The sequence below is a fragment of the Diaphorobacter sp. ED-3 genome (assembly GCF_027625375.1).
GTDB classification, from domain to species: Bacteria; Pseudomonadota; Gammaproteobacteria; order Burkholderiales; family Burkholderiaceae_C; genus Diaphorobacter; species Diaphorobacter nitroreducens.
In genome coordinates, this window is sequence record NZ_CP115182.1 from 3,741,015 (window position 1) to 3,766,548 (window position 25,534).

A 25,534-nucleotide genomic window follows, 5' to 3' on the forward strand; every position below is an offset into this window, starting at 1 on the left:
GGGACGGCACCCTCGCGGCGCGGCCGGTCCAGGTCCTTGCCCAATGGCCGTCGGTCTGGCGCACGCGGTACAACGGCTGCGCTTCAGGTGGATATTTTTTAGCCAAATCGACACCTAGCGCAGTCCCACCCTGCGCCAAGCGCTCTCATTTTTGAACCAAAAGCGCAACGGCGGCCGAAAAGCTGAGGAAAGCCAGCGCCGTACTCACCAGGATGATGCGCGCCACGCGCCCGCCGTGGGCCCCGAAGCGCTCCACCAGCAGCGCCACGTTGCTCGCGCTGGGCAGCGCGGCCAGCAGCACCATCACCGTGAGCGTGAACGGCGACAGGTCCACCCCCAGCGCCATCGCCGCACGCCCCACGCACCACACCAGCAGCGGGTGCACGACGAGCTTGGCCAGCGCGATCGGCACGTACTGGCCCGGCGGCACGTATTCCTGCTGGTTCATCTGCGAGCGCGCCAGCACCGCGCCAATGGTGAACAGCGCCACCGGCGATGCCGCGCCCGCCAGCATGGCCAGGGTCTGGTCCACGGGGCCCGGCAGCTGCCACTGCAGGACCGACGCCACGCCGCCCAGCACGATGGACCAGGGCATGGGGTTGGTAGCCATGCCGCGCAGCGCGTTGCGCAGCGCCACGGCCACGCCGTGCGCACCCGCGCCATCCAGGCGCGACAGCGCGATGCACGCCGAACTGGTGATCACCAGGTCCACCGCCAGCACCACGATCACGGTGCCGGCACTGGCCTCGCCCAGCAACGCCACCAGCAGCGGAACACCCATGAAGCCGGTGTTGGGAAAGGCAGCCACCAGCGCGCCAAAGGCCGCATCGTTCCACCCCCGGCGCCGCAGCGTGAGGGCCACCGTGCCGCCCACCATGAGCAGCGCACACAGCAGGTACAGCCCGGCGACGGCCGGGTCCAGCAGCTGTGCGATGGGCGTGCTGGCGCCGAAGCGGTACAGCATGCATGGCAGCGCGAAATACAGCACGAAGCTGTTCAGCCCCCCGATGGCGGACACCGGCAGCGCCCCGGCCCGCGTGGCCAGGTAGCCGCACAGCACGAGGGCGAAGAAGGGGAAGGTGATCAGCAGGACGGACAGCACGGGCGCGATTGTCGCAGCGCCGCCGCGCGCTGAAACGCCTTGTCACCGGGCGTGCCACCCCGGGCAATCACCCTGGTGCGCGCACGCCGCTATCATGCACACCCGCTGTTCTCCCTCTCACCCGCCGCCCGCCGCAACCCGCGGCGCAGGCGCGCCCCGTTCCTCCCGCTGCATCCATGTCCGGTCTCAATCTTGCTCAGTTGCAGGCAGTGCACTACACCGAGGGCCCGTGCCTGGTGCTGGCGGGCGCGGGCTCGGGCAAGACGCGGGTGATCACGCACAAGATCGCGCGGCTGATCGAGACGGGCCTGGCGCCCCGGCGCATTGCCGCCATCACCTTCACCAACAAGGCCGCGGCCGAGATGCGCGAGCGCGCCGCCGGCCTGATCGGCCGCCAGGCCAAGGACGTGCTGGTGTGCACCTTCCACGCCCTGGGCGTGCGCATGGTGCGCGAGGACGGCCATGTGCTGGGCCTCAAGCCCTCGTTCAGCATCCTGGACCAGGACGACGTGACCGGCATCCTCAAGGACTGCGCGGGCGGCACCACCGACCTGGCCACCGCGCGCCAATGGCAATGGACCATCAGCAACTGGAAGAACCAGGGCTGGGACGCGCGCAAGGCGCTGGCCATGGCCCAGGACGACCATGAGCGCAGCATCGCCCTGATCATGCAGCGCTACGAGGAGCGCCTGACGGCCTACCAGAGCGTGGATTTCGACGACCTGATCGGCATGCCCATGCGCCTCTTGCGCCACCACCCCGAGGTGCGCGAGAAGTGGCAGCGCCTCTTGGGCCACGTGCTGGTGGACGAATACCAGGACACCAACGCCACGCAGTACGAGCTGCTGAAATACCTGGTGGGCGAGCGCGCGCGCTTCACCGCCGTGGGCGACGACGACCAGAGCATCTACGGCTGGCGCGGCGCCACGCTGGACAACCTGAAGAAGCTGCCGCAGGACTTCCCACAGCTCAACGTCATCAAGCTGGAGCAGAACTACCGCTCGACCAGCGCCATCCTGCGCGCGGCCAACCACGTCATCCAGCCCAATCCCAAGCTGTTTCCCAAGACGCTGTTCAGCGAGCTGGGCGAGGGCGAGCCCGTGCGCGTGGTCGATTGCGACAACGAGGAGCACGAGGCCGAGCGCGCCGTGGCGCGCATCCAGGGCCTGCGGGCAGCCAGCAATCCACCGCCGGCGTGGAAGAACTTCGCCATCCTCTACCGCGCCAACCACCAGGCCAAACCGTTCGAGAAGGCCCTGCGCAAGGCCAACATCCCCTACAAGGTCTCGGGCGGCACCAGCTTCTTCGACCGCGCCGAGATCAAGGACCTGTGCGCGTGGTTCCGCCTGTGGATCAACAACGACGACGACCCGGCCTTTCTGCGCGCCGTCACCAGCCCGCGGCGCGGCGTGGGCCACACCACGCTGGCGGCGCTGGGCGAGTTCGCCACGCAGCACAAGCAAAGCATGTTCGGCGCGCTGTTCAACGCCATGCTGCCCGCCGTGATCCCCAAGCGGGGCCTGGAAGGCCTGCTGGAGTTCGGCCGCACCGTCAACGACCTGGAGCACCGCGCACGCCACACGCACGGCCACGAAGCCGCGCGTGCCTTCCTGGCCGACTGGCTCAAGGACATGGGCTACGAGCAGCACCTGTACGACAGCGAGGACAGCGAAAAGGTGGCCGCAGCGCGCTGGAGCAACGTGCTGGAGTTCTGCGACTGGATGGCGCAGCGCGCGGGCGGCCAGATCGACGACACCGCGGGCGCGACGGTGCAGGCCGCGACCAAGAGCCTGCTGGAGGTGGCGCAGACCATCGCCCTGCTGTCCACCATCTCCGAGCGCGAACAGGAGCAGGACATGGTGGTGCTGTCCACGCTGCATGCCAGCAAGGGGCTGGAGTGGCCGCACGTGATCCTGGCCGGCGTGACCGAGGGCATGCTGCCCTTCAAGCTGGACGATGACGATGGCCGCCAGCAGAAGGTGAGTGACGACACCCTGCAGCGCCTGCAGGAGGAGCGCCGCCTGATGTACGTGGGCATCACCCGCGCCCAGCGCACGCTGGCCGTGAGCTGGACCAAGAAGCGCAAGAAGGGGCGCGAGATGGTGGCCTGCCAGCCCAGCCGCTTCATTGCCGAGATGAAACTGGACGCCGCCACGGCGCGCGAGAACCCACGCGACAAGTTGCGCCAGTTGCGTGAGGAATTCGCGCGCAAGGCCCAGGCCGCCCCCAGCCCCGCCACGTCCTGAACACCATGTTGAAAACTATATTTTTGATAGCTGCCAGCGCTTTACTGGCAAGCGCTTGCGCCCAAAAACTCTCTCAACCTCCCCGCCCGGCCTGCCCCACGGCCGCGCAGATGGAGCAGCCCGAACTGGTGGGCCGCTGGCAGGCGCGGCTGGACGGCATGGCCGAGCCCGTGCTGCTGGAACTGGGCCCCCACCCCGAATGGGACGGCACGGTGAAGGGACGCATCCAGTGGCCGGGCTTCACCTCGGTGGTGGTGGGCGACGTGCACCAGGGCCGGCTCACCCTGGAAGAGTCGCGCGACGGCACGCGGGTCAGCGGCAACTGGAGCGGCGACGTCGTCGAAGGCAGCTGCGCGCGCGAGATCCGCGGCGAATGGACCGACGAGGCCGACCGGCCCTACACCTTCACCCTGCGCAAGCAGGCCCCTTCCCGGCCCTGACCTGCATGCCAGCCGTCACCGACCACGCGCATCATCCGACCATGACACAGCCTTCACACCCCCTGTCCCGCCTGGGCCTGGCCACCGCGCTGCTGGGCACGGCCCTGCCGCTGGTCAGCTGGGCCGAAACCGCCGCAGCCCCCGCCGTCAACCGGGTGGCCGGCTGGCGCCAGTGCGCCGCCCTCACCGGTGACAGCCAGGCACGCCTGGCCTGCTTTGACCAGTGGGCCGGCGAGCAGAGCTGGCAGGCGCCGCCCGCTTCGGCCAGCGCCCAGCCCGCCGCCGCCACGCAGGCGCCGCCCCCGCCGGTGGACGCCACGCTGCCGGCCACGCGCATCATCGACGTGGCGCAGGTGGACGGCTGCCGCGACGGCCAGTACAGCACCCTGTCGCGCTTCTGGGAGCTGGAGGCGGGCAGCGACTGCGGGGCATTCCGCTTTCGCGGCTACCGGCCCATGAGCGTGTCCGTCGTGGGCGCCACCAGCGTCAACCGCCTGCCCACCTCGGGCAGCCCGGACAACAACGCCACCAGCGAAGTGGACTACCGCAAGACCGAGATGCGCGTGCAGCTGTCGGTGCGCACCAAGCTCGCGCAGGGCCTGCTCACGCGCGGCCACCCCACGCTGCGCGACTCGCTGTGGGCGGGCTACACGCAGCAGTCGTACTGGCAGCTGTTCTCGCCGGGCATCTCGCGGCCGTTCCGCAACACGGACCACGAGCCCGAGATCATGTACGTGTACCCCACCGACGCCAAGCTGCCCTTCGGCTGGCGCTGGCGCTACAGCGGCATCGGCCTGGTGCACCAGTCCAACGGCCAGAGCCTGCCGCTGTCGCGCAGCTGGAACCGCGTGTACCTGATGACCGGCATGGAGCTGGACAACCGCTGGACCGTCACCGGCCGCCTGTGGAAGCGCCTGCACGAGAGCGCGGACAGCGACGACAACCCCGGCATCAGCAACTACGTGGGCCGGGCCGAGCTGGGCCTGACCTGGAACGTGGACAAGGACAACACCCTGGCGCTGACCGCACGGCATTCGCTGGGGGCGACCGGGCGCGGCTCGGCACGGCTGGAATGGCTGCAAACCCTCGGAACCAGCCTGGTGGGCAACCGCACCAACCTGCGCCTGCACACCCAGCTGTTCACGGGCTACGGCGACAGCCTGATCGACTACAACCGCAAGCGCACCGTGTTCAGCGTGGGCCTGAGCCTGGTGGATTTCTGAACCCCACAGCGCGAATGGATGGGCGGGCGCGCCACGCGCGCCTGCCGGCCCGATCACAACCGGTTACCCTTTGACCGGGCCGGCGGGTTGAAGGCGCCGCAGTGCGCCGACACAATCGGGCGCACCCCGGCGCCGCCGGGGGCGGGCCCGCGCCCTGCGCAATAAGCGCCTGCTTTCGCGCGGTATTCGCCCCATCACCGGCCAGCGCCGTCCGCACAATGCAGCCCGGAGGACGACGACCATGGACCTGCAATACCAGCTGAAGGCCGGCAGCTACTACCTGTACGACATGCGCGAAACGCCCAGCGCAGTCACGGGCGAGCGTCGCTTCAAGCTCAAGACCGACACCGTGGCCATTGCCTTCGACCTGCACACCGGCGAGGTGCACCAGCACGGCAGCCCGGCACGCATCCAGTCCTGGGCCACGCACACGCGCCGGCGCCTGCGCGCCGCAGGCGCGGCGGACGTGGCCAACGACATCGTGGTCGTCTCCGGTCCGCTACCCGTGGACGAGCTCAACAAATGCCTGTGGATCAGCGGCTACTGCCGGCGCATGTTCACGCGCCTGGCCAGCCTGCCCCACGGCAAGCTGCAGCGCGCGGCGCAGCAATGGAAAAAAGCGGCCTGATCGCCCTGCCCATCTGCGCCAGCAGCTCTTGATTCAATAGCACAACGGGTCCCGCGGGACCCGTTGTTTCTGGTGTCAGTCCTGCGCACCTACGTCGTCGTCCTGGTCATCATCCTCGGGCAGCTCCTCCGGCTCCGCATGCTTGACCACGGTGACGGGCACGGGACTTTGCTGCACCAGCGCCTGCGACACCGAGCCCAGCAGCGTGCCGCGCAGCCCGCCCAGGCCGCGCGCGCCGATGATGAGCGCGTCGCAGCCGCAGCGCTCCACCATGTCCACCAGCGTGGCCGCCACGGGGCCCAGGCCGATCTCGGTCTCATACGGCACGCCCGCGGCCTCCACCATCGCCACGGCCGACGCCATCAGGTGCTGGCCGGCCTCCACGCTCGCGGCGGCCACGGCGTCCGCGCCCTGCGTGGCCAGCTCGATCAGCGAGGCCTCTTCCTGCACGTGGCCCAGCACCAGCGTGGCCTGCAGGCCGCCGCGGCGCACCAGGGCCACGCCATGGCGCACCGCGTCGAGCGCGAGTTCGGAGCCATCAACGGCGATCAGGATTCGGAACATGGGGGCACCTCCTTGCAATGCTGTGTCGATAGGGTCAGTGTAGGCCGCGCGGGGCGCTGCGGGCACCAATCCCCGCCGGTGCAGTCTGGGACAATCGCGCCCATGCTCAAGTTTGAAATCCTGGCCACCGACACCTCCAGCCACGCGCGCCGCGGCACGCTCACGCTCAACCACGGCGTGGTGCAGACCCCCATCTTCATGCCCGTGGGCACCTACGGCACCGTCAAGGGCGTGATGCCGCGCAGCCTGCGCGAGATGGGCGCGCAGATCATCCTGGGCAACACCTTCCACCTGTGGATGCGGCCCGGCCTGGACGTGATGCAGAGCTTTGGCGGCCTGCACGGCTTCGAGCAATGGGACAAGCCCATCCTCACGGACTCGGGCGGGTTCCAGGTCTGGAGCCTGGGCAGCATGCGCAAGATCACCGAAGAAGGCGTGCATTTCGCCTCGCCCGTGAACGGCGACAAGCTGTTCATGTCGCCCGAGGTGAGCATGCAGATCCAGACCACGCTCAACAGCGACATCGTGATGCAGCTGGACGAGTGCACGCCCTACGAGACCAACGGCCACAAGACCACCGAGGCCGAGGCGCGCAAGAGCATGGAGATGAGCCGCCGCTGGGCGGTGCGTTCCAAGAATGAATTCGAGCGCCTGGGCAACCCCAACGCGCTGTTCGGCATCGTGCAGGGCGGCATGTACAAGAACCTGCGCCAGGAGTCGCTCGAAGCCCTGGTGGAGATGGACTTCCCCGGTTACGCCGTGGGCGGCGTGAGCGTGGGCGAGCCCAAGGACGAGATGCTGGACATCATGGCGCACACCCCCCACCGCCTGCCCGCGCACAAGCCCCGCTACCTGATGGGTGTGGGCACGCCCGAGGACCTGGTGGAGGGCGTGGCCCAGGGCGTGGACATGTTCGACTGCGTGATGCCCACGCGCAATGCGCGCAACGGCACGCTGTTCACGCGCTATGGCGACCTGAAAATCCGCAACGCCCGCCACAAGACCGACCACCAGCCGCTGGACCCAAGCTGCACCTGCCACGCCTGCGCCGGCACCGAGGGCGTAAGCTGGAACGACGGGGGCCGCGGCGGCTTCTCGCGCGCCTACCTGCACCACCTGGACCGCTGCGGCGAGATGCTGGGGCCCATGCTCACCACCATCCACAACCTGCACTACTACCTGAACCTGATGCGCGAGGTGCGCGAAGCGCTGGAGGCCGGCCAGTTCGGCGCATTCCGCGCGCGCTTCAAGGCCGAGCGCGCACGCGGCGTGTAGCGCCGCGTAGGCGGCGGCTGACGGCGAGGGCCGGCGCAGGCCGCGCGCGGCGCCGCGCCATCCTTCCTATGCTGGCGCGATGGACACCCGACCGTCGACGGCCGCGCCACTGCACATCGGCACCGCGGGGTGGAACGTGCCGCAGGGCAGCCGGCACCGGTTCCCGGCCGAAGGCTCGCACCTGGAGCGCTACGCCGCCCGGCTGCCCGCCGTGGAGATCAATTCATCGTTCTACCGCCCCCACCAGCGCAGCACCTACGAGCGCTGGGCCGCGTCCACGCCGCCAGCGTTCCGCTTCAGCGTCAAGCTGCCACGCAGCATCACGCACACGGCGCGCCTGGAGGGCACGGACGCGCTGCTGGAGGCTTTCCTGGAACAGGCGCAGGGGCTGGGGGAGCGCCTGGGCTGTCTGCTGGTGCAATTGCCGCCCAGCCTGCGGCTCGACCGGCCCGTCGCCGAGGCGTTCCTGCGCGGCCTGCGCGAACGGCATCCCCACGGCAGCGTTGCCGTGGAGCCGCGCCACGCCAGCTGGTTCACGCCGGAGGGCGACGCGCTGCTGCGCGCCTGGCAGGCCGGCCGCGTGCTGGCCGACCCGGTGCTGCACGCGGGCGGCGAAGTGCCCGGCGGCTGGCCCGACCTGGTCTACTGCCGGCTGCACGGCGCACCGCGCGTGTACTACTCGGCCTATGACGCGGCGCTGGTCGACGCGCTAGCGGCACGGCTGCGGGTCGCCACCCTGGCGGCGCGCAGCGTGTGGTGCATCTTCGACAACACGGCCAGCGGCGCGGCGGCTGCCAACGCGCTGGACCTGCACCAGGCCTGCGCCTAGCGATTCCCTGCCGCGCCGGGCATCGCACCGTGGGGCGGCGTACCGGCGGGGGCCGCGCCGGCGGGCGGCATGCCCGAGGGGACCGCACCGGCAGGGGCCGCACCGGGCGAGGCCATCCCGGACGGCGCCGCACCGGCCCCGCAGGCATGGCAGAAACGGGCGAAGGCGCTCTTGCGCGTGCCGCAGGCACCGCAGCGGTCAAACAGGCCAATGCCACAGTGCGGGCAGAAGTCGGTCACCCCGTCCTTCAGGTCCACCAGCCGCTCGCAGCCCGGGCACACGCCCTTGGCCAGGCGTGCCAGGGCCACGTCGTAGCCCAGCTCCTTGCGGCGCTCCTGCTCGGGCAGGGCCTCGGCCTGCTTCTGGCGCTCCAGGTAGCGGTTGAGCGCAAGGATGGCGTAGCGCCCCACCAGCGCCGTGACCACGATGCCCACCACGTAGCGCACGTAACCGCCATAGCTGGGCAGGTAGGGCACCAGCTCCACGAAGAATGCGAACACCGCGAAGAAGATGAAGCCCCACACGAACGGCCACCAAGTGCTCTTGCGCTTTTTGGCGAACAGCCAGCCTGCCGCCACCAGCAGCGGCAGCGTGAGCGCCAGGCGGTAGAGGAACACGCGCAGCTCCACCTTGCGCCGCTCGGCGGCCATCTTCTCGTAGCCGCCCTGCTCCAGGCGCCCCAGGCGCTGCTGCGCGGCCTGCGCGGCCTGGCGCGCGTCCAGCAGGGCTTGGTCCTGCGCCTGCACGGCCTGCTGGGCCCGGCGCTCCTGGGCCTTGAGGGCGTCCAGCGCCTGGGTGCGCGCGATCACCTCGGGGTCGTGCTCGGCGCGCTGGGTGGCGCGGCGTGCGGCCAGCCAGTTGCTGAAGGTCTCGCGCTCGGCCTGCGTCTCGCTGCGCGCCTTGGCGTGCTGCAGCCGGGCCTGCTCCAGCGCGGTCTGGGCCTCCTGCTCGGCCTGGCGCGCTTCCTTGACCTGGGCGCGCAGCGCCTGGGCGGCGTTGCGGTCCAGGAAGTCGTCCAGCTGCAGGGGCGCCTCCACCTTGGGCAGGTCGCCCACGATGGTGCCGCCCAGCCCGATCAGAAAGCTGGCGAACACCAGCGCCACCAGCCACAGGCCGCGGCGAAACCATTTCTCCGACAGTCGCAATGCCTTGCTCATGTGTGATCCCTCACGATGTTTGCTATTGAAATAGCAGCTGCTCGCGCTTGATGGATAAGCGCAAGAGCCCATTTTTGCTTAAAACTTCTCCGGGCCCAGCACCTGCACCTGCGGGGCGCCCGCCAGCCGCGCATGCTGCAGCCATGCGAGGGCGGAGTCCACCGTCACGGTCTCGATGCGGTCGGCGTAGCGCTGCGCGGGCGGATGGTCGTCGAAGGCGACGTTGGCCGCCGTCATGCGCCCGCCCAGCCGCGTGAGCGGCCCGATGCGCAGCACCGTGGGCTGGTAGCCCTGCAGCCGCAGCCAGGCCTGGGCCTGCGCGCGGGTCTGGGCACGCTCGGGCTCCATGGCGAGGGCCAGGGTCTCCAGCGCCCACTGGTTGGACTGCTGGTAGGTCGTGCCCCACGCATAGCTCACCATGCTGTAGGCACGCTGGTGCAGCCGCGTGGCGCGCGCGCCGTCGGCCAGCACGGGCAGCAGCGCCTGCTGCACGGCGGGCGTGGGCACGGCCCACACGGCCTCGTGGCGCCACAGGTCGTCCAGGAAGAACTCGCCCAGCCCCTGGCGGTACACGGCAGCCACGGCGGTGCCGCAGTCGTTGAGCTTGTGCACCACGCGCCACGGGCCCTCGGGCGTCTTGTAGGCCCAGCCCAGGTGCGAGTAGCGCAGGCCGTAGCGGGACAAGTCCTGCCCCGCGCGCGCCAGCACCACCACGCGGGCGCCGCTGGCGTCCAGCGCCTGGGCCGTCTGCTGCGCCAGCTGCATGCCCTGGGCGATGGTCTGCGCCGTGGGTTGGCGCGGCTCGCAGGAGCGGCCCGCATGTGCCGCCATGGCCGCCAGTGCCAGGGCGGCGGCCGCGATCCAGTGCAGGGTGCGCATGGTCAGAGCCTTTCGTTGTGCAGCAGCGCGCGGCCCAGCGCGTTGGGCACGAAGGCCAGCACCTCGCCCGCGGCCGACAGGATCACGCCCGTGCCGATCACGCTGCAGGTGAGCACCGTGCCCACGGCACCACTGGCGGCACCGGCGGCGCGGCCCGAGACCTCCACGCTGGCCTGGGCGCCGTCCGATGCACGCTCCAGCAGGTACACCGTGCCCGTGGCCGAGGCCTGCACGGCCTTCACCGTGAGCACCGCGCCGCCCACCGACAGCGCCGCCGGCAGGGCCACTACGGCGCCCGCCGCCGCGGACGCCCCGCCCGCGGCCACGACCACGGAGGCCACCGGCATCAGCGACAGCGCTGCAGAGGCCTCGCTGTGCGCCCGCGCCGGCAGCGCCGCGCCGCACAGCAGGCCCAGCGCCAGCAGCGCGGGGGCGAAGGTTTCGCGAAAAAGGGTTGGCATGTGGGTCTCCTGCGCGGCGGGCATCATTCAGCGGCCTCGGTGCGGGCCTGCAGGCGGCTGCGCAGGCGGGCGTCGGCCAGATCCGCCTCGTGGCGGTCGCGCAGCATCTTGGCCAGCGTGAACGCGCAGGTGATGAGGTACAGCCAGCTCACGCCCAAAAAGGCCTTGTAGGTGGCGCTGATCGCCATGCCCCACAGCCCCCAGCCGGTGAGCCCCATGGCCACCGCAAAGCCGCCCCAGACGACGAGCTTCCACAGCGGGGTGTCGCCACCACCCTGGCCGGCGCCGCGGCGCGCGCCCTGGTTGTCGCGCACGAACTTGGCCAGCATGAAGGCCGCCGACAGGCAGAACACGTAGCCCATGAACATGAAGGCCACCTCCAGCCGCTCGCCCGGCAGCCAGGCCAGGCCGGTGGCGCACAGGAACACGGCGATGCCGAACGAGGCCCACACCTGGAACTGCCAGGCCCGCGTGTCGCGCTGGAGGGTGGGGGTAGAGGAATGCATGGTGGTCGGTGCCCGCAGGCGTTGGTTGAACACGGGGCGGATGCTGCGGCCGCACGGCGCCAAAGCAGCAGATATTCCGACGCAGTAACCTATCCAGCAGCGAAAAGTATCGCCATGCGATACCGCATTCAGATCGCCAGCGGCAGCTCGGTGGTGGACAGCACGTTGCGCAGCACCATGAACGAGCGCACCTGCCGCACGCCCGGCAGGTACAGCAGCTGCTCGGCATGCAGGCGGTTGAAGCTCTCGCTGTCGCGCGTGCGGATCAGCATGAAGTAGTCGAACTCGCCCGTGACCACGTGGCATTCCATGCAGCCCGAGATCTTGGCCGCCGCCTTCTCGAAGGCCGAGAACGACTCGGGCGTGGAGCGGTCCAGCACCACGCCGATCATCACCAGCATGCCCGCACCCACCGCCTGCGGGTTCAGCCGCGCCACCACGCCATCGATGAAGCCCAGCCGCTTGAGCCGCTCCACGCGGCGCAGGCAGGCCGGCGGGCTCAGGTGCACCTTGGCCGCCAGGGCCACGTTGGACAGCGACGCGTCGCGCTGCAGCAGGCGCAGGATGGCGCGGTCGGTGCGGTCCACCTCGGCACCCTCTGCCGCGGCATTCACGTTGCGTTTTTTTATTGCGGCCATGGCTTGATTTAAGAAATGAAATACTGCTCTTTGGCGTTGAGTACTCTTTTTGATTCTTGAGTTCATCTTATTTCACAACCCTGTTAATGCGCGGTTTTCCTACGATGCAAGGCACCTTCCCCATCGACCGGAACACCGCCATGAACCTGCAGAAATTCCCCCGCCATCCCCTGACCTTCGGCCCCACGCCCATCCAGCCGCTCAGGCGCCTGTCGCAGCACCTGGGCGGCAAGGTGGAGCTGTACGCCAAGCGCGAGGACTGCAACTCGGGCCTGGCCTTCGGCGGCAACAAGACGCGCAAGCTGGAGTACCTGATCCCCGAGGCGATTGCCGGCGGCTACGACACGCTGGTGTCCATCGGCGGCATCCAGTCCAACCAGACGCGCCAGGTGGCCGCCGTGGCCGCGCATTTGGGGCTCAAGTGCGTGCTGGTGCAGGAGAACTGGGTCAACTACAGCGACGCGGTGTACGACCGCGTCGGCAACATCGAGATGAGCCGCATCCTGGGCGCCGACGTGCGCCTGGACGCGGCGGGCTTCGACATCGGCATCCGCCCGAGCTGGGAGCAGGCCATGGCGGACGTGAAGCAGGCCGGCGGCAAGCCCTTTCCCATTCCTGCTGGCTGCTCCGAGCACCCTTATGGCGGCCTGGGCTTCGTCGGCTTTGCCGAAGAGGTGCGCCAGCAGGAAAAGGAGCTGGGCTTTCGGTTTGACTACATCGTCGTGTGCTCGGTCACGGGCAGCACGCAGGCGGGCATGGTGGTGGGCTTTGCCGCCGACGGGCGCGCGAGCCGGGTGATCGGTATCGACGCATCGGCCACGCCCGAGAAGACCCACGCGCAGATCCTGCGCATCGCGCAGAGCACCGCCGATCTGGTGGAGCTGGGCCAGGACATCACCGCCGAGGATGTGGTGCTGGACACGCGCTACGGCGGCCCGGAATACGGCCTGCCCAATGAAGGCACGCTGGAGGCCATCCGCCTGTGCGCTCGCCAGGAGGGCATGCTCACGGACCCGGTGTACGAGGGCAAGTCCATGCACGGCATGATCGAGCGGGTGCGCAACGGCGAATTCCCGGCCGGATCGAAGGTGCTGTACGCGCATCTGGGCGGCGTGCCGGCCCTGAACGCGTACAGCTTTCTTTTTCGCAACGGCTGAAGCCGCAGCGGATGCGCAGGCCCTGGGGCGCCTGCTGGCTCAGGCGCTGATCTGAAGCAGCCCCGCCACCCGCTCACGCAGCAGGGCGGGCTGCACCTCGGCAGCCGGCAGCGGTGCGCCGACGTTCAGCCCCACGCGGTTGAACATGCCCCGGCGGAACGGCCGCACCATAGCGCCGCCCTGCTCGATGCGGCTGAAGAACGAGCCCCACAGGTTGGTCAGCGCCATGGGCACCACCGGCGCCTGGACGCCGTCGGCCTGCGCGCGTTCGATGATCTTCATGATGCCGCCCTTGAACGCCTGCAGTTGCCCGTCGCGCGTGATGCCGCCCTCGGGGAAGATGGCGAGCAGGTCGCCGTCCTTCAGCACCTGGGCCGCGCGCTCGAACGCGGCTTCGTAGGTGGCGGCATCGTCCTTTTGCGGCGCGACGGGAATGGCCTTGGCCAGGCGGAACAACGCACCCAGCACCGGGATGCGGAAGATGCGGTGGTCCATGATGAAGTAGATGGGGCGGGGGCTGGCCGCCATCAGCAGCACGGCATCGACGAAGCTCACATGGTTGCAGGCCAGGATGGCCGCGCCCTCCGTGGGAATGTGCTCGTCGCCGCGCACCTTGAAACGGTAGATGCAGCGCGACAGCACCCAGGCCACGAAGCGCAGCAGGTACTCGGGCACCAGCAGGAAGATGTAGAACGCCACCACCGCATTGGCGATGCCGGTGAACAGGAAGATCTGCGGCACCGTGAAGCCCGCCGACAGCAGCGCCCCCGCGAGCACGGCACTGGCGATCATGAACAGCGCGTTGAGGATGTTGTTGGCGGCGATGATGCGCGCGCGGTGCGTGGGCTGGCTGCGCATCTGGATCAACGCGTACATGGGCACGCTGTACAGGCCCGCGAACAGCGACAGCAGCAGGAGGTCGGCCATCACGCGCCAGTGCGCGGGCTGCGCCGCGAAGGCCGCCAGGGTGAGCACCTCCGACGGCGGCAGGGCCCGCGAGGCGAAGTACAGGTCGATGGCGAAAACGCTCATGCCGATGGCGCCCAGCGGCACCAGGCCGATCTCCACATGCCGGCGCGAGAGCACCTCGCACAGCAGCGAGCCGATGCCGATGCCCACCGAGAACACCACCAGCAGCAGCGACGCCACCTGTTCGTTGCCATGCAGCACGTCCTTGGCGAAGCTGGGGAACTGCGACAGGAACACCGCGCCGAAGAACCACATCCACGAGATGCCCAGCAGCGAGCGGAACACCACGGTGTTGCCGTGCGCCAGCTTCAGGTTGCGCCACGTCTCGCTGACCGGGTTCCAGTTCACCGTCAGGCCCGGGTCGGTGGCCGGGGCCGGCGGAATGAACTGCGCCACCAGGCGGCCCAGCAAAGCCAGCGCCAGACAGGCCAACGCCACCGTGGTGTGGCCGATGCCCGGCAGCGCCACCAGCAGGCCGCCCGCGACGTTGCCCAGCAGGATGGCGACGAAGGTGCCCATCTCCACCATGCCGTTGCCGCCCGTCAGCTCGCGCTCGTTCAAGGCCTGCGGCAGGTAGGCGAACTTCACGGGGCCGAACAGCGTGGAATGCAGCCCCATCAGGAACACGCAGCCCAGCAGGATGGCCGCGCTGCCGGCCACGAAGCCCCCGCCCGCCACCAGCATGATGGCGATCTCCAGGTTCTTCACGAAGCGGATGATGCGCGTCTTCTCGTACTTGTCCGTGAGCTGCCCCGCCGTGGCCGAGAACAGCAGGAACGGCAGGATGAACAGCGCGCCGATCACCAGTCCCGCCAGCGCCGGCGGCATCCACGACACGCTGAGCTGGTAGGTCACCATCACCGTGAAGGCGAACTTGAACAGGTTGTCGTTGGCCGCGCCGGCGAACTGCGTCCAGAAGAACGGCGCGAAGCGGCGCTGGCGCAGCAGCGCGAACTGGTTGGGGTGCGCCGCCTCGGCAGGCTGGGCGGTGGGCGACAAGGTCACGGGGTGCTGCGCGCTCATATGCGGTGTGCGGGGTGTGAAGGTGCCGCGCATTGTGCGCACAAAGCCCGCGCAGGCCAGCCGCTTGTGGGCCTTTGTGGCTTGGATCACACTTAGGGTATCGCCATTCGATACTTTTTACGTTCCACGCCCCATGAGCACCACCGCCGACCTCGTCATCGCCCTGAAGAAGGAACTCAAGTCCGCCCAGATGACCTATGCCGGCCTGGCACAGGCGCTGGGCATGGCCGAGTCCAGCGTCAAGCGCATGCTGGCCAAGGGCGACATGCCGCTGTCGCGCATCGACGCCATCTGCCGCGTGCTGCGGCTGGACTTTGCCGACCTGGCGCGGCGCGTGGCCGACAGCCAGCCGCTGCTGAGCGAGCTGACGCAGGAGCAGGAAAAGGCCGTGGTGGCCGACAAGAAGCTGCTGCTGATGGCGATCTGCGTGCTGAGCCAGTGGACCCTGGAGCAGATCACCACCACCTACCGGCTGAGCGAGGCCGAGGGCATCCAGTACCTGGCGCAGCTCGACCGCATCGGCATCATCGAGTTGCGCCCGCTCAACCGCTACCGCCTGAAGCTTGCCAAGACCTTCCGCTGGCGCCCGCACGGGCCGGTGATGCACTACTTCCGCGACCATGCACTGCTGGACTACTTCAACGGCGGCTTCGAGGCGCCGGGCGAGGGCGTGCTGCTGGTGCACGGCTCCATCGCACGCAGCCTGGCGCCGGCCTTCACCGAGCGGCTGCAACGCGTGGCGCAGGATTTCGCGCAGCAGCACCTGGCCGACCAGCGCCTGCCCGAGCGTGAGCGCGAGGGCTACACCCTGCTGCTGGCCATGCGCAGCTGGGAGTTCGAGGCCTTTGCCCAGATGCGCCGCACCGCAAGGCCGTGATGCTCCTATATTAATAGCTTATGGCGCTTGATGGACGGGTGCCAGCGCCTTAAAACACCCAAAACCCGACGCAGTCGGCCTGCCATTGACTTCCCCCTTCGCGGTGCCCACACTGGACCATCCGTCGCCCCCACACGCCTGCACGCACAGGTTCTCGCGCCCACTGGAGCAGAACCGGCAGTGCCCACAGGTCCACCCCAGCCAAGGAACGCCTACCCGCGGTCCCTGCCGCCAGCCCCGCACGCCCGGCCCCAGGCCGGCGACACGGGCCACGATCTCATGCCCCGGCACAAGGGGCCACACCGCGTCCGGCAGCTCGCCGTCACGCAGATGGAGATCCGTGCGGCACACGCCGCAGGCTTGCACCGCCAGCAGCAACTGGCCTGCCTGCGGGACGGGGCATGGCAACTCCGCCAGCCGCAGCGGCTGGCCGGGTCCGTCCAGCACCATGGCGCGCATGGTCGGTCCTCACACCGGGGCCGTGTCAGCCGCCGCGTTCTGCCTGCAAATGCCGCGCCAACTCCTGCAAGCTCAGGTGCGTCAGATCCTCTGCATGGCTGGCCACCAGCCGCTGATGGGTGACACCATCCAGCTGTTCCATCAGCTCGCCCAGGAAGGGATTGGACGCGAACACGGCCTCGCGCAGCGCGTGGGCCACCTCGCGCGCGAAGGTGCGCCGCTCCTGCGCGGCGGCCTCGCTGCGCGGCGCCAGACCGCTGCGTCCTGCGATCGAATGTCCGGGCGGCTCATGCCCCGCCGCACTGCCATGCAGGCGGGCGGCCGGATGCGTCAGGCATTGCCTTTCCGTCCAGTGCGTGGCTGCCGCAGGGTCAAGCTCCAGCAGGCGCGCCATCGAGCCATTGGCCACCAGGGCCCAGTTGGGTGTGTCCATGCAAGCCCCCCAGTTCTCCAAGCCGTGTGCGGTATTTGATCTTGGGGGGCGGCCCCAGAGGGGTCAATCCCACGGTACATGCAAGCAATCGTGGCGTGGCGGGCGGTGCGCCAAGCACCGCGGCGCCTCGCCACGCACTGGTCGCGCCTCTCTCACTATTGAAAAAGGAGCTTGTTCCGCTTCTCTGACAAGGGCTTCAGCCCTACCAGCACCTGTGTCCTGCCCGCCGAAAGGCCGCCGTCACACCTGCTCACAAACCTTTGCCGGGGATGCAACAACGCGCCCGAAACGTTGACATGCGGCCCGCAGCATGGAGTCTCCCGCAGCGCCCCGCGCCGCATCCCACAACACAGGAGAACGCCATGGTCCGCACCACCACCCTTGCCGCAGCCGGCAGCCTCGTCGCCCTGCTGTCATTGGCAGGCGCCGCGCATGCGGCCACCAACGCCACCGTCGTGATCCAGGCCGGCACGCCCCACTACTCGGCACCGCCCGCCTATGCGGTGCAATACCACGCGCCACCGCCTCCACGCTACGAGCGCGTGCCTGCACCGCGCCGCGGCATGGTCTGGTCGCAGGGCCACTGGGAATGGCGCGGCCACCGCCATGTGTGGGTGCCCGGCCAGTGGATGCAGGTGCGCCACGGCCACCATTACCGCCAGCCGCGTTGGGTGCAGCGCGGTGACCAATGGCGCTTCGTGCGCGGCGGCTGGGACCGCGATGGCGACGGCGTGCCCAACCGCCACGACCGCCGGCCCGACAACCCCTACCGGAGATGAACGGCCGAGCGCCGGTCGTCCGCGCCCAGCATGGCCCGGGACGGCGACGGGCCGTCCATATGCATATAGCGCGTTGCATGTGAATTTCTCCACAATGGGCGTGTTTCGGCTGTGCCTACACGATAGGGCGCCGCCTTGCACTGACCCATCACAAGGAAATTCGCCATGCCTCTCCTGCGCCACGCCACCGCCGCCCTGGCCACGCTGCTGACCGTCACATCCGCCCTCGCCCAGGCCACGGACTGGCCCAAGCAGCCCGTCACCCTGATCATGGGCTTTCCGGCCGGATCGGGCGTGGACGTGGTGGCGCGCGCGGTGCAGGAGCCGCTGGGCCAGAAACTCGGCCAGCCCGTGGTCATCGACTACAAGTCCGGCGCGGCCGGCAACATCGCCAGTGAGTACGTGGCCCGGGCCAAGGCCGACGGCTACACCCTGGCCTTCGGCACGGCCGCCACGCACGGCAGCAATGCCGCGCTTTACAAGAACCTGCCGTTCGACGTGGAGGCCGACTTCGTGCCCGTCGCCCCGCTGATCGACGTGTCCAACGTGCTCACCATCAACCCCGCGGTGATCGACGCCAAGAACCTCAAGGAGTTCGTCGAGACCGTGCGCGCCAACCCGGGCAAGTACAACTTCGCATCCACCGGCAACGGCACGGGCACGCACATGGCCTTTGCCGAGCTGAATGCGCGCCTGGGCCTGAACATGGTGCACGTGCCCTACAAAGGTGGGCCCGAGGCCATCACCTCCGTGCTGCGCGGAGAGACCTGCTGCATCATGAACCAGGTGCAGACCGTGCTGCCGCACTACAAGGCCGGCAAGGTGCGCCTGCTGGGGGTAACCACGGCCAAGCCCGTGGCGGCCGTGAAGGAGGTGCCGCCCATCGGCGCCAGCGGCCTGCCCGGCACCAAGGGCTTTGACAGCTCGATCTGGTTCGGCATCTTCGCGCCCAAGGGCACCGACCCAGCCGTGGTCCAGAAGCTGAACACCGCCTTGCGCGAGGTGCTGGAGCAGCCCGACGTGCGCCAGCGCTTCGAGTCGCAGGGCAACACGGTGCGCATCGAAACGCCCGAGCAGTTCCGCCAGACGGTCCACAAGGACCGCGCGAAGTGGGCGCAAGTGGTGAAGGACGCCAAAATCAGCATCGACTGATTTCGCCCTCCACGCTTTCTTCGACGCCCTCCATGTCTCTTTCGCTTCCCCTGGGGGCGGCCGGCCTGGCCGCCCTCGAAGACCGCCTGCGGCACGACCTGCTCACCCTCAACTGGCGTGCCCGCGCATGGCTGCCGCCACGCGCCCATGAAGGGCAGCCCGTCACCGACGTGCTCATCATCGGTGCCGGCCAGGCCGGCCTGGCGGCCAGCATGGCGCTGGCGCAGCAGGGCATTGCCGCCGTGCTGCTGGACCGCGCGCCCGCCGACTACGAGGGCCCCTGGGCCACCACGGCGCGCATGGACACGCTGCGCTCGCCCAAGGAGCTCACCGGCCCCGCGCTCGGCGTGCCCTCGCTCACCTTCCGCGCCTGGTTCGAGGCCCAGTGGGGCCGCGAGGCCTGGGCCGCGCTCGACAAGATCCCGCGCCTGCAGTGGATGGACTACCTGCGCTGGTACCGCCGCGTGACGCAGGCCGACGTGCGCAATGAACACACCGTCACCGCCGTGCACCCACGCGCCGAAGGCCTGGTGGCGGTGGACGTGCAGGCCCCCGCCGGCCACGCCACCTGGCTGGCGCGCCGCGTGGTGCTGGCCACGGGCCGCGACGGCCTGGGCGGCCCGCAGATCCCTGCCTTCATGCACGGCGTGCGCCACGCCGCACAGGGCGGCCTGTGGGCGCATTCGTCCGATGTGCTGGACTACGCCACGCTCAAGGGCAAGCGCGTGGGCGTGATCGGCATGGGCTCGTCCGCCATGGACAGCGCCGGCACGGCGCTGGAATGCGGCGCCGCCAGCGTGGACCTGATCGCGCGCCGCGCGGTGATGCCCACGGTGAACAAGTCCAAGGGCTCGGGCGTGCCCGGCCTCACGCAGGGGCACCACGACCTGCCCGACGCATGGAAGTGGCGCATCCGCCATTACATCAACGTGCAGCAGGTGCCGCCGCCGCACGGCAGCACGCTGCGCGTGTCGCGGCACGCCCATGCGTTCTTCCACTTCGGTTGCGCGGTGCAGGGCGTCACGCAGGTGGGCGACGCGCTGCACGTGGCGACGGCCAAGGGCACGTTTGCGTTCGACTTCCTGGTCCTCGCCACAGGCTTCGTGATCGACTGGGCACAAAAGCCCGAGTTCGCGCCGTTTGCGCGCCATGTGCGCACCTGGGGCGAGCGCTACCAGCCGCCCGCCGGCGATGAAGACCGCGAACTGTCCGACTCGCCCGACCTCGGCCCGGTGTTCGAATTCCGCGAGAAAGCCGCCGGCGCCTGCCCTGGCCTGGACCGCATCCACTGCTTCTGCTACCCGGCGGCGCTGTCACACGGCACGGTGTCGGGCGACATCCCCGCCATCAGCGACGGCGCACGGCGCCTGGCCAGCGGCATCGCCGGCCTGCTGTACCGCGAGGACGTGGAGCACCACTTCGCCGCGCTGCAGGCCTATGCCGAGCCCGAACTGCTCGGCGACGAATGGACGCCCGCCGACACCTCCCAACGCATCCTGCCTTCGCCATGACCGACACCATCGACCAACTCGCCCGCCTGGGCCATGCCCCCCATGCCCAGGCCGCGCGCCAACAGCGCGCCAAGGCCATCACCGCCACCCAGGCCTGCGAAGACCTGCTGCTCGCGCCCGCACTGCCCGGGGGCCTGGCGCTGGCCGAGCGCCTGTCCGTGGCCCAGGCCGTGGCGGCCGCCAGCGGCGTGGCAACGCTGGCCGACCATTACGGCGCGCGCCTGGCCGGCCTGCCAGCCCCGCTGGCGGATGCGCGCTGGCAAGCCATCACGCATTTCACGCAGCTGCTGGCCACGCAGCCCGCCGCGGCCGACCGCGCGGCCCTGCTCGCCCTGCCCCAGGCGGGCCTCGCCACGCCGGACGTGGTGCTGCTCGCGCAGCTCATCGGCTTCGTGGCCTACCAGGCGCGGTTGGTGGCCGGCGTGGCGGCGCTGGCCACCCTCGGCCCCGCGGGCACCGCAGCCGCGCCGGTCGCACCCGCCACGCCAGAAGCGCCCTTCGTGCACCCCGCCAACCTGCCCCCGCCCGGCGAGCCGCTGCGCCTGGCCGGCTACACCAGCGAGACGCTGGACTGGAAGGCCTGGCTGCCCGTGGTGGACCCCGCAACCGCCAGCGCCGAGCAGAACGCCGTGCTGGACGCCAGCCACCCCAAGGCACGCACGTCGGACTTCTACCTCGTGCTGGCGCACCAGCCCCGCGTGCTCGCCGAGCGCTCGGAGGCGTTCAACGCCATCATGTACGCGCCTGGCGGCCTGCCGCGCGCAGAGCGCGAGGTGGCCACCACCGTGGTCTCGCGCATCAACGGCTGCGTGTACTGCGCGTCGGTGCATGCGCAGCGCTTCGAGCAGCTGGCCAAGCGCAACGACGTGATCGCGCAGATCTTCGCCGACCCCGACAGCGCCGGCACCAACGCCCGCGAACGCGCCCTGGCGCAGGCCAGCGCCGCGCTCACGCGCGCGCCCGGTGCATTCGGGCCGCAGCACATCGCGCCGCTGCGCGCCGCGGGCCTGAGCAACCTGGAAATCCTGGACACGGTGCACGCCGCCGCGCTGTTCGCCTGGGCCAACCGCCTCATGCTCAACCTGGGCGAAGCGGTCTACCCCTGAGCATGCACGCAGCGCCCCGCCCTGAGAGCGTGTTCATGGTCTGAGGGTTAGCCCGCTGGGGACGCCGCGCCCGCGCCGCTACGATGGCCGGCGCAGGAGAGCAAACGGCTGCATGCCGTTTCACCGAAGGCGCAAACTCCCATACACGCTCAGGTTCCGTACTGCACACCCACACAGCCGTCTGGAGAGCCGCCACGCCCGCCGTGGCGCACCGAAGGAGCAAGTGCCGCGCACGGTCCCGCGCGGCATGAATCTCTCAGGTACCAAGGACAGGGGGAGCGGCAGCCAGGCCATGTCGTGCCCGCTGTTCGCTATTCATTCAATAGCTGCTCGCGCGCGCCCTGCCTGCGCAAACCTTGAAAAAGGCTTGTAAACCATGCGCGTGATCGTTCTCGGCGCCGGCGTCGTCGGCACCACCTCTGCGTACTTCCTCCAGCAACTCGGCCACGAGGTCACCGTCATCGACCGGCAGGCTGTGCCCGGTGCGGAAACCAGCTTCGCCAACGGCGGCCAGATCTCGGTCAGCCACGCCGAGCCCTGGGCCAACCCCGGCGCGCCGCTCAAGGTGCTGCAGTGGCTGGGCAAAGAGGATGCGCCGCTGTTGTTTCGCCTGCGCGCGGACATGCGCCAGTGGCTTTGGGGCCTGCAATTCCTGCGCGAATGCACGCCCGCGCGCACGCGCCACAACATCGAGCAGATCGTGAGCCTGGGCAGCTACAGCCGCAGCACGCTGCAGCAACTGCGCACCGACACGGGCCTGCAGTACGACCAGCGCACGCAGGGCATCCTGCACTTCTACACCAGCGCCCAGGAGTTCGACGCCGCGCTGGCGCCCGCCGAGCAGATGCGTGCGCTGGGCTGCCACCGCCGCGTGGTGGATGCCGACGAGGCCGTGCGCATCGAGCCGGCCCTGGCCCACGTCCGCCCGCAGCTGGCGGGCGCCACCTACACGGCGGAGGACGAGTCCGGTGACGCCCACCTGTTCACGCGCGCGCTGGCCGGCGTGGCCCAGGCCGCGGGCGTGCAATTCCGCCTGGGTTGCCACATCACCGCGCTGCACCCGGCGGGCGGCGCCATCGACCATGTGGAGGTCACCAACGAGGCCGGCGGCTACGAGCGCTTGCGCGGCGACGCCTACGTGCTGGCGCTGGGCGCATTCAGCCCGCTGCTGGCCCAGCCCCTGGGCCTGCGCCTGCCGATCTACCCGGCCAAGGGCTATTCGGTGACGCTGCCGGTGCGCGACACGGCCGCCGCCTACCAGGTGAGCCTGACGGACGACGAGTACAAGCTGGTCTTCTCGCGCTACACCAGCGCGCAGGGCGACCGGCTGCGCATCGCGGGGACGGCCGAGCTCAACGGCTACGAGCGCGCACTGAACGCCGTGCGCTGCGAAGCCATCGTGCGGCGCGTGGAGCAGCTCTTTCCCGGCGCGGGCGATGCGAGCCAGGCGCAGTTCTGGAGCGGCCTGCGCCCCGCCACGCCGAGCAACGTGCCGCTGATCGGCAAGACGCGCTACGGCAACCTGTTCCTGAACACCGGCCACGGCACGCTGGGCTGGACCCACGCCTGCGGCTCGGGCAAGTCCATCGCGCGCATCGTGAGCGGGCTGGAGCCGGAGCTGGACTTCGCGTTCTGCGGCCTGCCGCGCCCTGCTGCGGCGCCCCGCCCCGCCGTCATCGGCGTTTGAGCAAGCGCCACGGCGCTATGCATTGCATAGCTGCTTGCGCTTGGTGGACGGGCGCTAGAGGCCAAAAAGGCTTATAAAGCCCCGTCCGGCGCGACGAACACCGTCAGCACGCCCGTGTAGCCATAGAGCCGGTGCGCGGCGATTTCGCCGCCGGCGAAGAAGCCCGCCAGGGGCACGTCGCCCAGCGCATGGCGCACGATCTGCAGCTCGGCGCTGGGCCCACCGAAGTGCGGCCCGCCGCGGCCCGAGCAACTCACATACAGCGCACCGCAAATGCGCCGGCCGCCCGTCGGCTCGGCATGCGGCGCGCTGCCTGCGGCGGGCAGCGCCTGCGCCTCTTCGAGCTGGGGCGATAGCTCCTCACGGATCTCGGCGCAGATGCGCATCAGGTCGGCACGGGCCGCGCCGACGTTGCGCTGGCAGAAGGCCAGGCGCATGCCCACCTCGACATGGTCACCCAGCGCCACGCCGCTGCGCGTCGCGTCCAGCCCGACGATGTGGCGCACGCGCGTGTCGGCGCCAAAGTGGCCCGTGCGCTGGCGCTGCGGTGCGTCCGCGTCCTCCAGCCCTGCCAGCGTGGCGCGCACGGCGCGCAGCGCGGCCTGGGCGTCGCCCTGCAGCGTCACGCCCAGCGTGTCCAGCAGCACGTCCAGCGCGGGCTCGCCGTCCAGCTCCAGCACCACGTTGTCCTGCGCGGCGGTGATGACCGCCTGCGCGCCGATGGGCTGGCAGCCCTGCGTGACGCGCGAGACCAGTTCCACCTGCGCATCAAAGGCCACGCCCGACAGGCCGCCGTGCAGCACGCCGTCGCCCTCGCCGCCGGCGGGCAGCGCCAGCTGCACCTGCGCCCCGCGGCTGGCCACCACGCCGCCAAACAGGTAGCCGCTACTGGTGCGGCCCGCCATCTCGGCCACCAGGTCCGCCAGTTCGGGTGTCTGCCCGTCCGCATGCACCAGCGCCGTGTGGGCCGCAAAGCCCGCCCCGGCCGCATCGCCGTGCGCCAGCGGCGCCACGCCCGAGAACACGCGGTAGTGCGCGCGCGGCAGGTCGCACAGCATCAGCGAGAGCGCGGGTTCATCGAAATATTCGACATTGTTGCCCGCCACGCCCACGCCGACCGCGCCTGCCCAGTCGGTGACCGTCGGCAGTTCGCGCCGCAGCAGGTCCAGCAGGGCCGCGGCATCGTCCGCGTAGTGGTCGGTGATGTAGAGCAGCCCCAGCGTGGGTGCACTGGCGTACTGGGGCAGCGCCATCTGCGCCCGCAGTTGCGCCAGCACCAGCACCGCGGCCATGTGCCACTGCGGATGGGTGGCGTGTGCGTTGGGAAAGAGTCTCATGTGTCAGCCCTGCGATGGGGTACAGGCGCCGCCGCGCAGCTCAACCTGCCGGCCGCCGCGTGCGGGACGCGGCAGCCTTTGGGGTGGGCGATGGTGCGGGGGCACGCTTGGCGCCCGCGCTGGCCGCGGCAGTCCGCTTGGCGGCCGGACGTGCCTTGTCGTTGGCCTTGTCGTTGGCCTTGCCGCCCGGTTGGGTCGCCGGCCGGGCGGCCGCCTTTGCGGAAGGCTTCCTGGCGGCAGGGGCGGGCGTTGCCGCAGGCGCCGCACCGGCGGCCTGCGCCGCCGCGCGCATGCCATGCATGCCCTGCGCGGCCATCTGCGTCGCCATGCTGGAGGCGGTCTTGAGTGCGCCGCTGGCCATCTCGCGCGTGGCGTCGAAGGCCGCCTGGTGCGTGCCCGCATCCCGCAGGGCATGCGCCGCGATCTGCTGGAACTGGCTGGTCAGCGCACCCCACCATTGCATCGGGTCGGCCACGCCCTTGGTCTGCTCGGGCGCTGCTTCATCGTCCGGTGGTGTTCGCGCGCTACGCGCCGCCGAGGCGTCGTTTGCAGGGGATTGCGCCTCCGGTGCGGGCGCGGGCGGAGAGGTGAACGGGAACGCGGACGGTGGCTCGGCGGCTCGTGCGGCGGGCCGCTCCTTGTCCTGGCCTGCTGCGGCGCCGAAGCTCGCGGCCAGGTCGCCCATCGCCACGTTCATATCCTGCAGCGTGGCCAGCGTCATCTTCTGCACCTCCAGCGCCTGCACGGTGGCGGCCAGGGCGCGCGCGTTCTGCTCCAGCCAGAACTGCACGGCCTTGAGGTCCTGGATGCGCTTGTCCAGCTCGTCCACACTCACCGTGGGCGCCACCCAGCCCGACAGCCCCGGCATGGTGGGCATACCCGCCGCAGCGCCCTTGGCCAGGTTCTGCAGGAAATCAAATCCCGGGACGAAACGCCCGAAGCCGAAAGGGGTGCTATCGCTCATGGCCTGCTCCTGGTGCATCAGGGAATGGTTGCACAGCTTACCCGCATGCGCGCCACCCGTGCGGCATGTGCGTGCCCTGTGCCGTCCACAGGCCCGCGATAGCGTGGTTTTCTCGCGCAAACCCGCATGAAT

At 70.0% G+C, this 25,534-nt stretch carries 24 protein-coding genes, 1 pseudogene and 1 riboswitch; of the genes and pseudogenes, 13 read left to right on the plus strand and 12 right to left on the minus strand.

All coding sequences use genetic code 11. The features are described from left to right. Positions 1-145: 145 nt before the first annotated feature. The gene (locus tag PCQ86_RS18050) at positions 146-1,102 is read right to left on the minus strand and encodes an AEC family transporter (RefSeq protein WP_172208771.1); all 957 of its coding nucleotides are present in this window, start codon (positions 1,100-1,102) and stop codon (positions 146-148) included. 176 nt (positions 1,103-1,278) lie between these two features. Between PCQ86_RS18050 and PCQ86_RS18055 the strand changes: the two genes are divergently transcribed. The 4 genes from PCQ86_RS18055 (at position 1,279) to PCQ86_RS18070 (ending at position 5,639) form a co-directional block, all read left to right on the plus strand. Next, on the plus strand, positions 1,279-3,348 hold the full coding sequence (locus PCQ86_RS18055; RefSeq protein ID WP_270174380.1) for an ATP-dependent helicase: 2,070 nt from the start codon (positions 1,279-1,281) through the stop codon (positions 3,346-3,348). A 5-nt stretch (positions 3,349-3,353) separates the two neighbouring features. After that, complete coding sequence (locus PCQ86_RS18060) at positions 3,354-3,788, plus strand: hypothetical protein (protein ID WP_047349284.1); 435 nt, start codon at positions 3,354-3,356, stop codon at positions 3,786-3,788. 41 nt (positions 3,789-3,829) lie between these two features. Further along, positions 3,830-5,011 (plus strand): phospholipase A, encoded by a 1,182-nt coding sequence (locus PCQ86_RS18065; RefSeq protein WP_270174381.1) that lies wholly within the window; start codon positions 3,830-3,832, stop codon positions 5,009-5,011. 241 nt (positions 5,012-5,252) lie between these two features. Continuing rightward, positions 5,253-5,639 carry a hypothetical protein gene (locus PCQ86_RS18070; protein ID WP_011806955.1) on the plus strand — a complete coding sequence of 129 codons (387 nt, stop codon included), beginning with the start codon at positions 5,253-5,255 and terminating at the stop codon, positions 5,637-5,639. A gap of 75 nt (positions 5,640-5,714) precedes the next feature. Here the strand turns inward: PCQ86_RS18070 and PCQ86_RS18075 are convergent, their stop codons facing one another. Further along, a complete protein-coding gene (locus tag PCQ86_RS18075) occupies positions 5,715-6,203 on the minus strand; it encodes a universal stress protein (RefSeq protein ID WP_011806956.1) in 489 nt (162 codons plus the stop codon). 102 nt (positions 6,204-6,305) lie between these two features. Here PCQ86_RS18075 and tgt point away from each other — a divergent pair, with 102 nt between their 5' ends. Together tgt and PCQ86_RS18085 are read left to right on the plus strand one after the other, a co-directional pair. Beyond that, positions 6,306-7,478 (plus strand): tRNA guanosine(34) transglycosylase Tgt, encoded by a 1,173-nt coding sequence (tgt, locus tag PCQ86_RS18080; RefSeq protein ID WP_196994875.1) that lies wholly within the window; start codon positions 6,306-6,308, stop codon positions 7,476-7,478. Positions 7,479-7,557: 79 nt separating this feature from the next. Beyond that, on the plus strand, positions 7,558-8,307 hold the full coding sequence (locus PCQ86_RS18085) for a DUF72 domain-containing protein (RefSeq protein WP_270174382.1): 750 nt from the start codon (positions 7,558-7,560) through the stop codon (positions 8,305-8,307). Here the strand turns inward: PCQ86_RS18085 and PCQ86_RS18090 are convergent. The 5 genes from PCQ86_RS18090 to PCQ86_RS18110 all read right to left on the minus strand — a co-directional run bounded on the left by PCQ86_RS18090 (position 8,304) and on the right by PCQ86_RS18110 (position 11,948). After that, positions 8,304-9,464 (minus strand): serine endopeptidase, encoded by a 1,161-nt coding sequence (locus PCQ86_RS18090; protein WP_270174383.1) that lies wholly within the window; start codon positions 9,462-9,464, stop codon positions 8,304-8,306. The two genes, PCQ86_RS18085 and PCQ86_RS18090, sit on opposite strands and share 4 nt — an antisense overlap. Positions 9,465-9,542: 78 nt before the next feature. After that, positions 9,543-10,343 (minus strand): DUF2145 domain-containing protein, encoded by an 801-nt coding sequence (locus tag PCQ86_RS18095; RefSeq protein WP_270174384.1) that lies wholly within the window; start codon positions 10,341-10,343, stop codon positions 9,543-9,545. Between the two features lie 2 nt (positions 10,344-10,345). Next, on the minus strand, positions 10,346-10,804 hold the full coding sequence (locus PCQ86_RS18100) for a hypothetical protein (RefSeq protein ID WP_084001961.1): 459 nt from the start codon (positions 10,802-10,804) through the stop codon (positions 10,346-10,348). A gap of 23 nt (positions 10,805-10,827) precedes the next feature. Beyond that, complete coding sequence (locus PCQ86_RS18105) at positions 10,828-11,310, minus strand: YiaA/YiaB family inner membrane protein (protein WP_015914406.1); 483 nt, start codon at positions 11,308-11,310, stop codon at positions 10,828-10,830. A 128-nt stretch (positions 11,311-11,438) separates the two neighbouring features. Beyond that, entirely contained in the window at positions 11,439-11,948 is a 510-nt protein-coding gene (locus tag PCQ86_RS18110) for an Lrp/AsnC family transcriptional regulator (protein WP_015914407.1), read from the minus strand. Between the two features lie 140 nt (positions 11,949-12,088). On the opposite strand from PCQ86_RS18110, the gene PCQ86_RS18115 reads away from it, so the two are divergent. Then, positions 12,089-13,105, plus strand: coding sequence for a 1-aminocyclopropane-1-carboxylate deaminase (locus PCQ86_RS18115; protein WP_270174385.1), 1,017 nt, complete (start codon positions 12,089-12,091; stop codon positions 13,103-13,105). A 39-nt stretch (positions 13,106-13,144) separates the two neighbouring features. Here PCQ86_RS18115 and PCQ86_RS18120 read toward each other — a convergent pair whose 3' ends face one another. Further along, on the minus strand, positions 13,145-15,097 hold the full coding sequence (locus PCQ86_RS18120) for an MFS transporter (RefSeq protein ID WP_270174386.1): 1,953 nt from the start codon (positions 15,095-15,097) through the stop codon (positions 13,145-13,147). 133 nt (positions 15,098-15,230) lie between these two features. Here PCQ86_RS18120 and PCQ86_RS18125 point away from each other — a divergent pair, with 133 nt between their 5' ends. Beyond that, complete coding sequence (locus PCQ86_RS18125) at positions 15,231-15,974, plus strand: helix-turn-helix domain-containing protein (protein WP_270174387.1); 744 nt, start codon at positions 15,231-15,233, stop codon at positions 15,972-15,974. A 105-nt stretch (positions 15,975-16,079) separates the two neighbouring features. Here the strand turns inward: PCQ86_RS18125 and PCQ86_RS18130 are convergent. Continuing rightward, a pseudogene (locus PCQ86_RS18130) lies at positions 16,080-16,433 on the minus strand (alcohol dehydrogenase catalytic domain-containing protein); the annotation flags it as partial. Positions 16,434-16,458: 25 nt separating this feature from the next. Then, positions 16,459-16,866: a host attachment protein gene (locus PCQ86_RS18135; protein WP_270174388.1), complete on the minus strand. Its 408-nt coding sequence runs from the start codon at positions 16,864-16,866 to the stop codon at positions 16,459-16,461. 362 nt (positions 16,867-17,228) lie between these two features. Between PCQ86_RS18135 and PCQ86_RS18140 the strand changes: the two genes are divergently transcribed. The 5 genes from PCQ86_RS18140 to PCQ86_RS18160 all read left to right on the plus strand — a co-directional run bounded on the left by PCQ86_RS18140 (position 17,229) and on the right by PCQ86_RS18160 (position 23,101). After that, entirely contained in the window at positions 17,229-17,645 is a 417-nt protein-coding gene (locus tag PCQ86_RS18140) for a YXWGXW repeat-containing protein (protein ID WP_088888233.1), read from the plus strand. Positions 17,646-17,810: 165 nt separating this feature from the next. After that, the gene (locus PCQ86_RS18145; RefSeq protein ID WP_270174389.1) at positions 17,811-18,797 is read left to right on the plus strand and encodes a Bug family tripartite tricarboxylate transporter substrate binding protein; all 987 of its coding nucleotides are present in this window, start codon (positions 17,811-17,813) and stop codon (positions 18,795-18,797) included. A gap of 32 nt (positions 18,798-18,829) precedes the next feature. Next, positions 18,830-20,308: an NAD(P)-binding domain-containing protein gene (locus PCQ86_RS18150; protein ID WP_270174390.1), complete on the plus strand. Its 1,479-nt coding sequence runs from the start codon at positions 18,830-18,832 to the stop codon at positions 20,306-20,308. Continuing rightward, positions 20,305-21,414, plus strand: a complete 1,110-nt coding sequence (locus PCQ86_RS18155; protein WP_270174391.1) for a CMD domain-containing protein — start codon at positions 20,305-20,307, stop codon at positions 21,412-21,414. The genes PCQ86_RS18150 and PCQ86_RS18155 overlap by 4 nt, the downstream gene beginning before the upstream one ends. A gap of 171 nt (positions 21,415-21,585) precedes the next feature. Next, positions 21,586-21,697: riboswitch (glycine riboswitch) on the plus strand. A gap of 93 nt (positions 21,698-21,790) precedes the next feature. Then, the gene (locus PCQ86_RS18160; protein WP_270174392.1) at positions 21,791-23,101 is read left to right on the plus strand and encodes a D-amino acid dehydrogenase; all 1,311 of its coding nucleotides are present in this window, start codon (positions 21,791-21,793) and stop codon (positions 23,099-23,101) included. A gap of 71 nt (positions 23,102-23,172) precedes the next feature. On the opposite strand, the gene PCQ86_RS18165 is transcribed toward PCQ86_RS18160, so the two are convergent. Both PCQ86_RS18165 and PCQ86_RS18170 read right to left on the minus strand, forming a co-directional pair. After that, on the minus strand, positions 23,173-24,438 hold the full coding sequence (locus PCQ86_RS18165; protein ID WP_196994865.1) for an FIST signal transduction protein: 1,266 nt from the start codon (positions 24,436-24,438) through the stop codon (positions 23,173-23,175). A gap of 40 nt (positions 24,439-24,478) precedes the next feature. Then, entirely contained in the window at positions 24,479-25,402 is a 924-nt protein-coding gene (locus tag PCQ86_RS18170) for a PhaM family polyhydroxyalkanoate granule multifunctional regulatory protein (RefSeq protein WP_270174393.1), read from the minus strand. Between the last annotated feature and the right edge of the window lie 132 nt (positions 25,403-25,534).

Bases quoted from the DNA above. Each gene is read 5' to 3' on its own strand.
- PCQ86_RS18100 (WP_084001961.1), bottom strand. From the start codon at position 10,804: ATGCCAACCCTTTTTCGCGAAACCTTCGCCCCCGCGCTGCTGGCGCTG.
- PCQ86_RS18115 (WP_270174385.1), top strand. From the start codon at position 12,089: ATGAACCTGCAGAAATTCCCCCGCCATCCCCTGACCTTCGGCCCCACG.
- PCQ86_RS18095 (WP_270174384.1), bottom strand. From the start codon at position 10,343: ATGCGCACCCTGCACTGGATCGCGGCCGCCGCCCTGGCACTGGCGGCC.
- tgt (WP_196994875.1), top strand. From the start codon at position 6,306: ATGCTCAAGTTTGAAATCCTGGCCACCGACACCTCCAGCCACGCGCGC.
- PCQ86_RS18055 (WP_270174380.1), top strand. From the start codon at position 1,279: ATGTCCGGTCTCAATCTTGCTCAGTTGCAGGCAGTGCACTACACCGAG.
- PCQ86_RS18145 (WP_270174389.1), top strand. From the start codon at position 17,811: ATGCCTCTCCTGCGCCACGCCACCGCCGCCCTGGCCACGCTGCTGACC.
- PCQ86_RS18060 (WP_047349284.1), top strand. From the start codon at position 3,354: ATGTTGAAAACTATATTTTTGATAGCTGCCAGCGCTTTACTGGCAAGC.
- PCQ86_RS18165 (WP_196994865.1), bottom strand. From the start codon at position 24,438: ATGAGACTCTTTCCCAACGCACACGCCACCCATCCGCAGTGGCACATG.
- PCQ86_RS18155 (WP_270174391.1), top strand. From the start codon at position 20,305: ATGACCGACACCATCGACCAACTCGCCCGCCTGGGCCATGCCCCCCAT.
- PCQ86_RS18140 (WP_088888233.1), top strand. From the start codon at position 17,229: ATGGTCCGCACCACCACCCTTGCCGCAGCCGGCAGCCTCGTCGCCCTG.
- PCQ86_RS18170 (WP_270174393.1), bottom strand. From the start codon at position 25,402: ATGAGCGATAGCACCCCTTTCGGCTTCGGGCGTTTCGTCCCGGGATTT.
- PCQ86_RS18075 (WP_011806956.1), bottom strand. From the start codon at position 6,203: ATGTTCCGAATCCTGATCGCCGTTGATGGCTCCGAACTCGCGCTCGAC.
- PCQ86_RS18160 (WP_270174392.1), top strand. From the start codon at position 21,791: ATGCGCGTGATCGTTCTCGGCGCCGGCGTCGTCGGCACCACCTCTGCG.
- PCQ86_RS18105 (WP_015914406.1), bottom strand. From the start codon at position 11,310: ATGCATTCCTCTACCCCCACCCTCCAGCGCGACACGCGGGCCTGGCAG.
- PCQ86_RS18110 (WP_015914407.1), bottom strand. From the start codon at position 11,948: ATGGCCGCAATAAAAAAACGCAACGTGAATGCCGCGGCAGAGGGTGCC.
- PCQ86_RS18150 (WP_270174390.1), top strand. From the start codon at position 18,830: ATGTCTCTTTCGCTTCCCCTGGGGGCGGCCGGCCTGGCCGCCCTCGAA.
- PCQ86_RS18090 (WP_270174383.1), bottom strand. From the start codon at position 9,464: ATGAGCAAGGCATTGCGACTGTCGGAGAAATGGTTTCGCCGCGGCCTG.
- PCQ86_RS18120 (WP_270174386.1), bottom strand. From the start codon at position 15,097: ATGAGCGCGCAGCACCCCGTGACCTTGTCGCCCACCGCCCAGCCTGCC.
- PCQ86_RS18070 (WP_011806955.1), top strand. From the start codon at position 5,253: ATGGACCTGCAATACCAGCTGAAGGCCGGCAGCTACTACCTGTACGAC.
- PCQ86_RS18125 (WP_270174387.1), top strand. From the start codon at position 15,231: ATGAGCACCACCGCCGACCTCGTCATCGCCCTGAAGAAGGAACTCAAG.
- PCQ86_RS18135 (WP_270174388.1), bottom strand. From the start codon at position 16,866: ATGGACACACCCAACTGGGCCCTGGTGGCCAATGGCTCGATGGCGCGC.
- PCQ86_RS18065 (WP_270174381.1), top strand. From the start codon at position 3,830: ATGACACAGCCTTCACACCCCCTGTCCCGCCTGGGCCTGGCCACCGCG.
- PCQ86_RS18085 (WP_270174382.1), top strand. From the start codon at position 7,558: ATGGACACCCGACCGTCGACGGCCGCGCCACTGCACATCGGCACCGCG.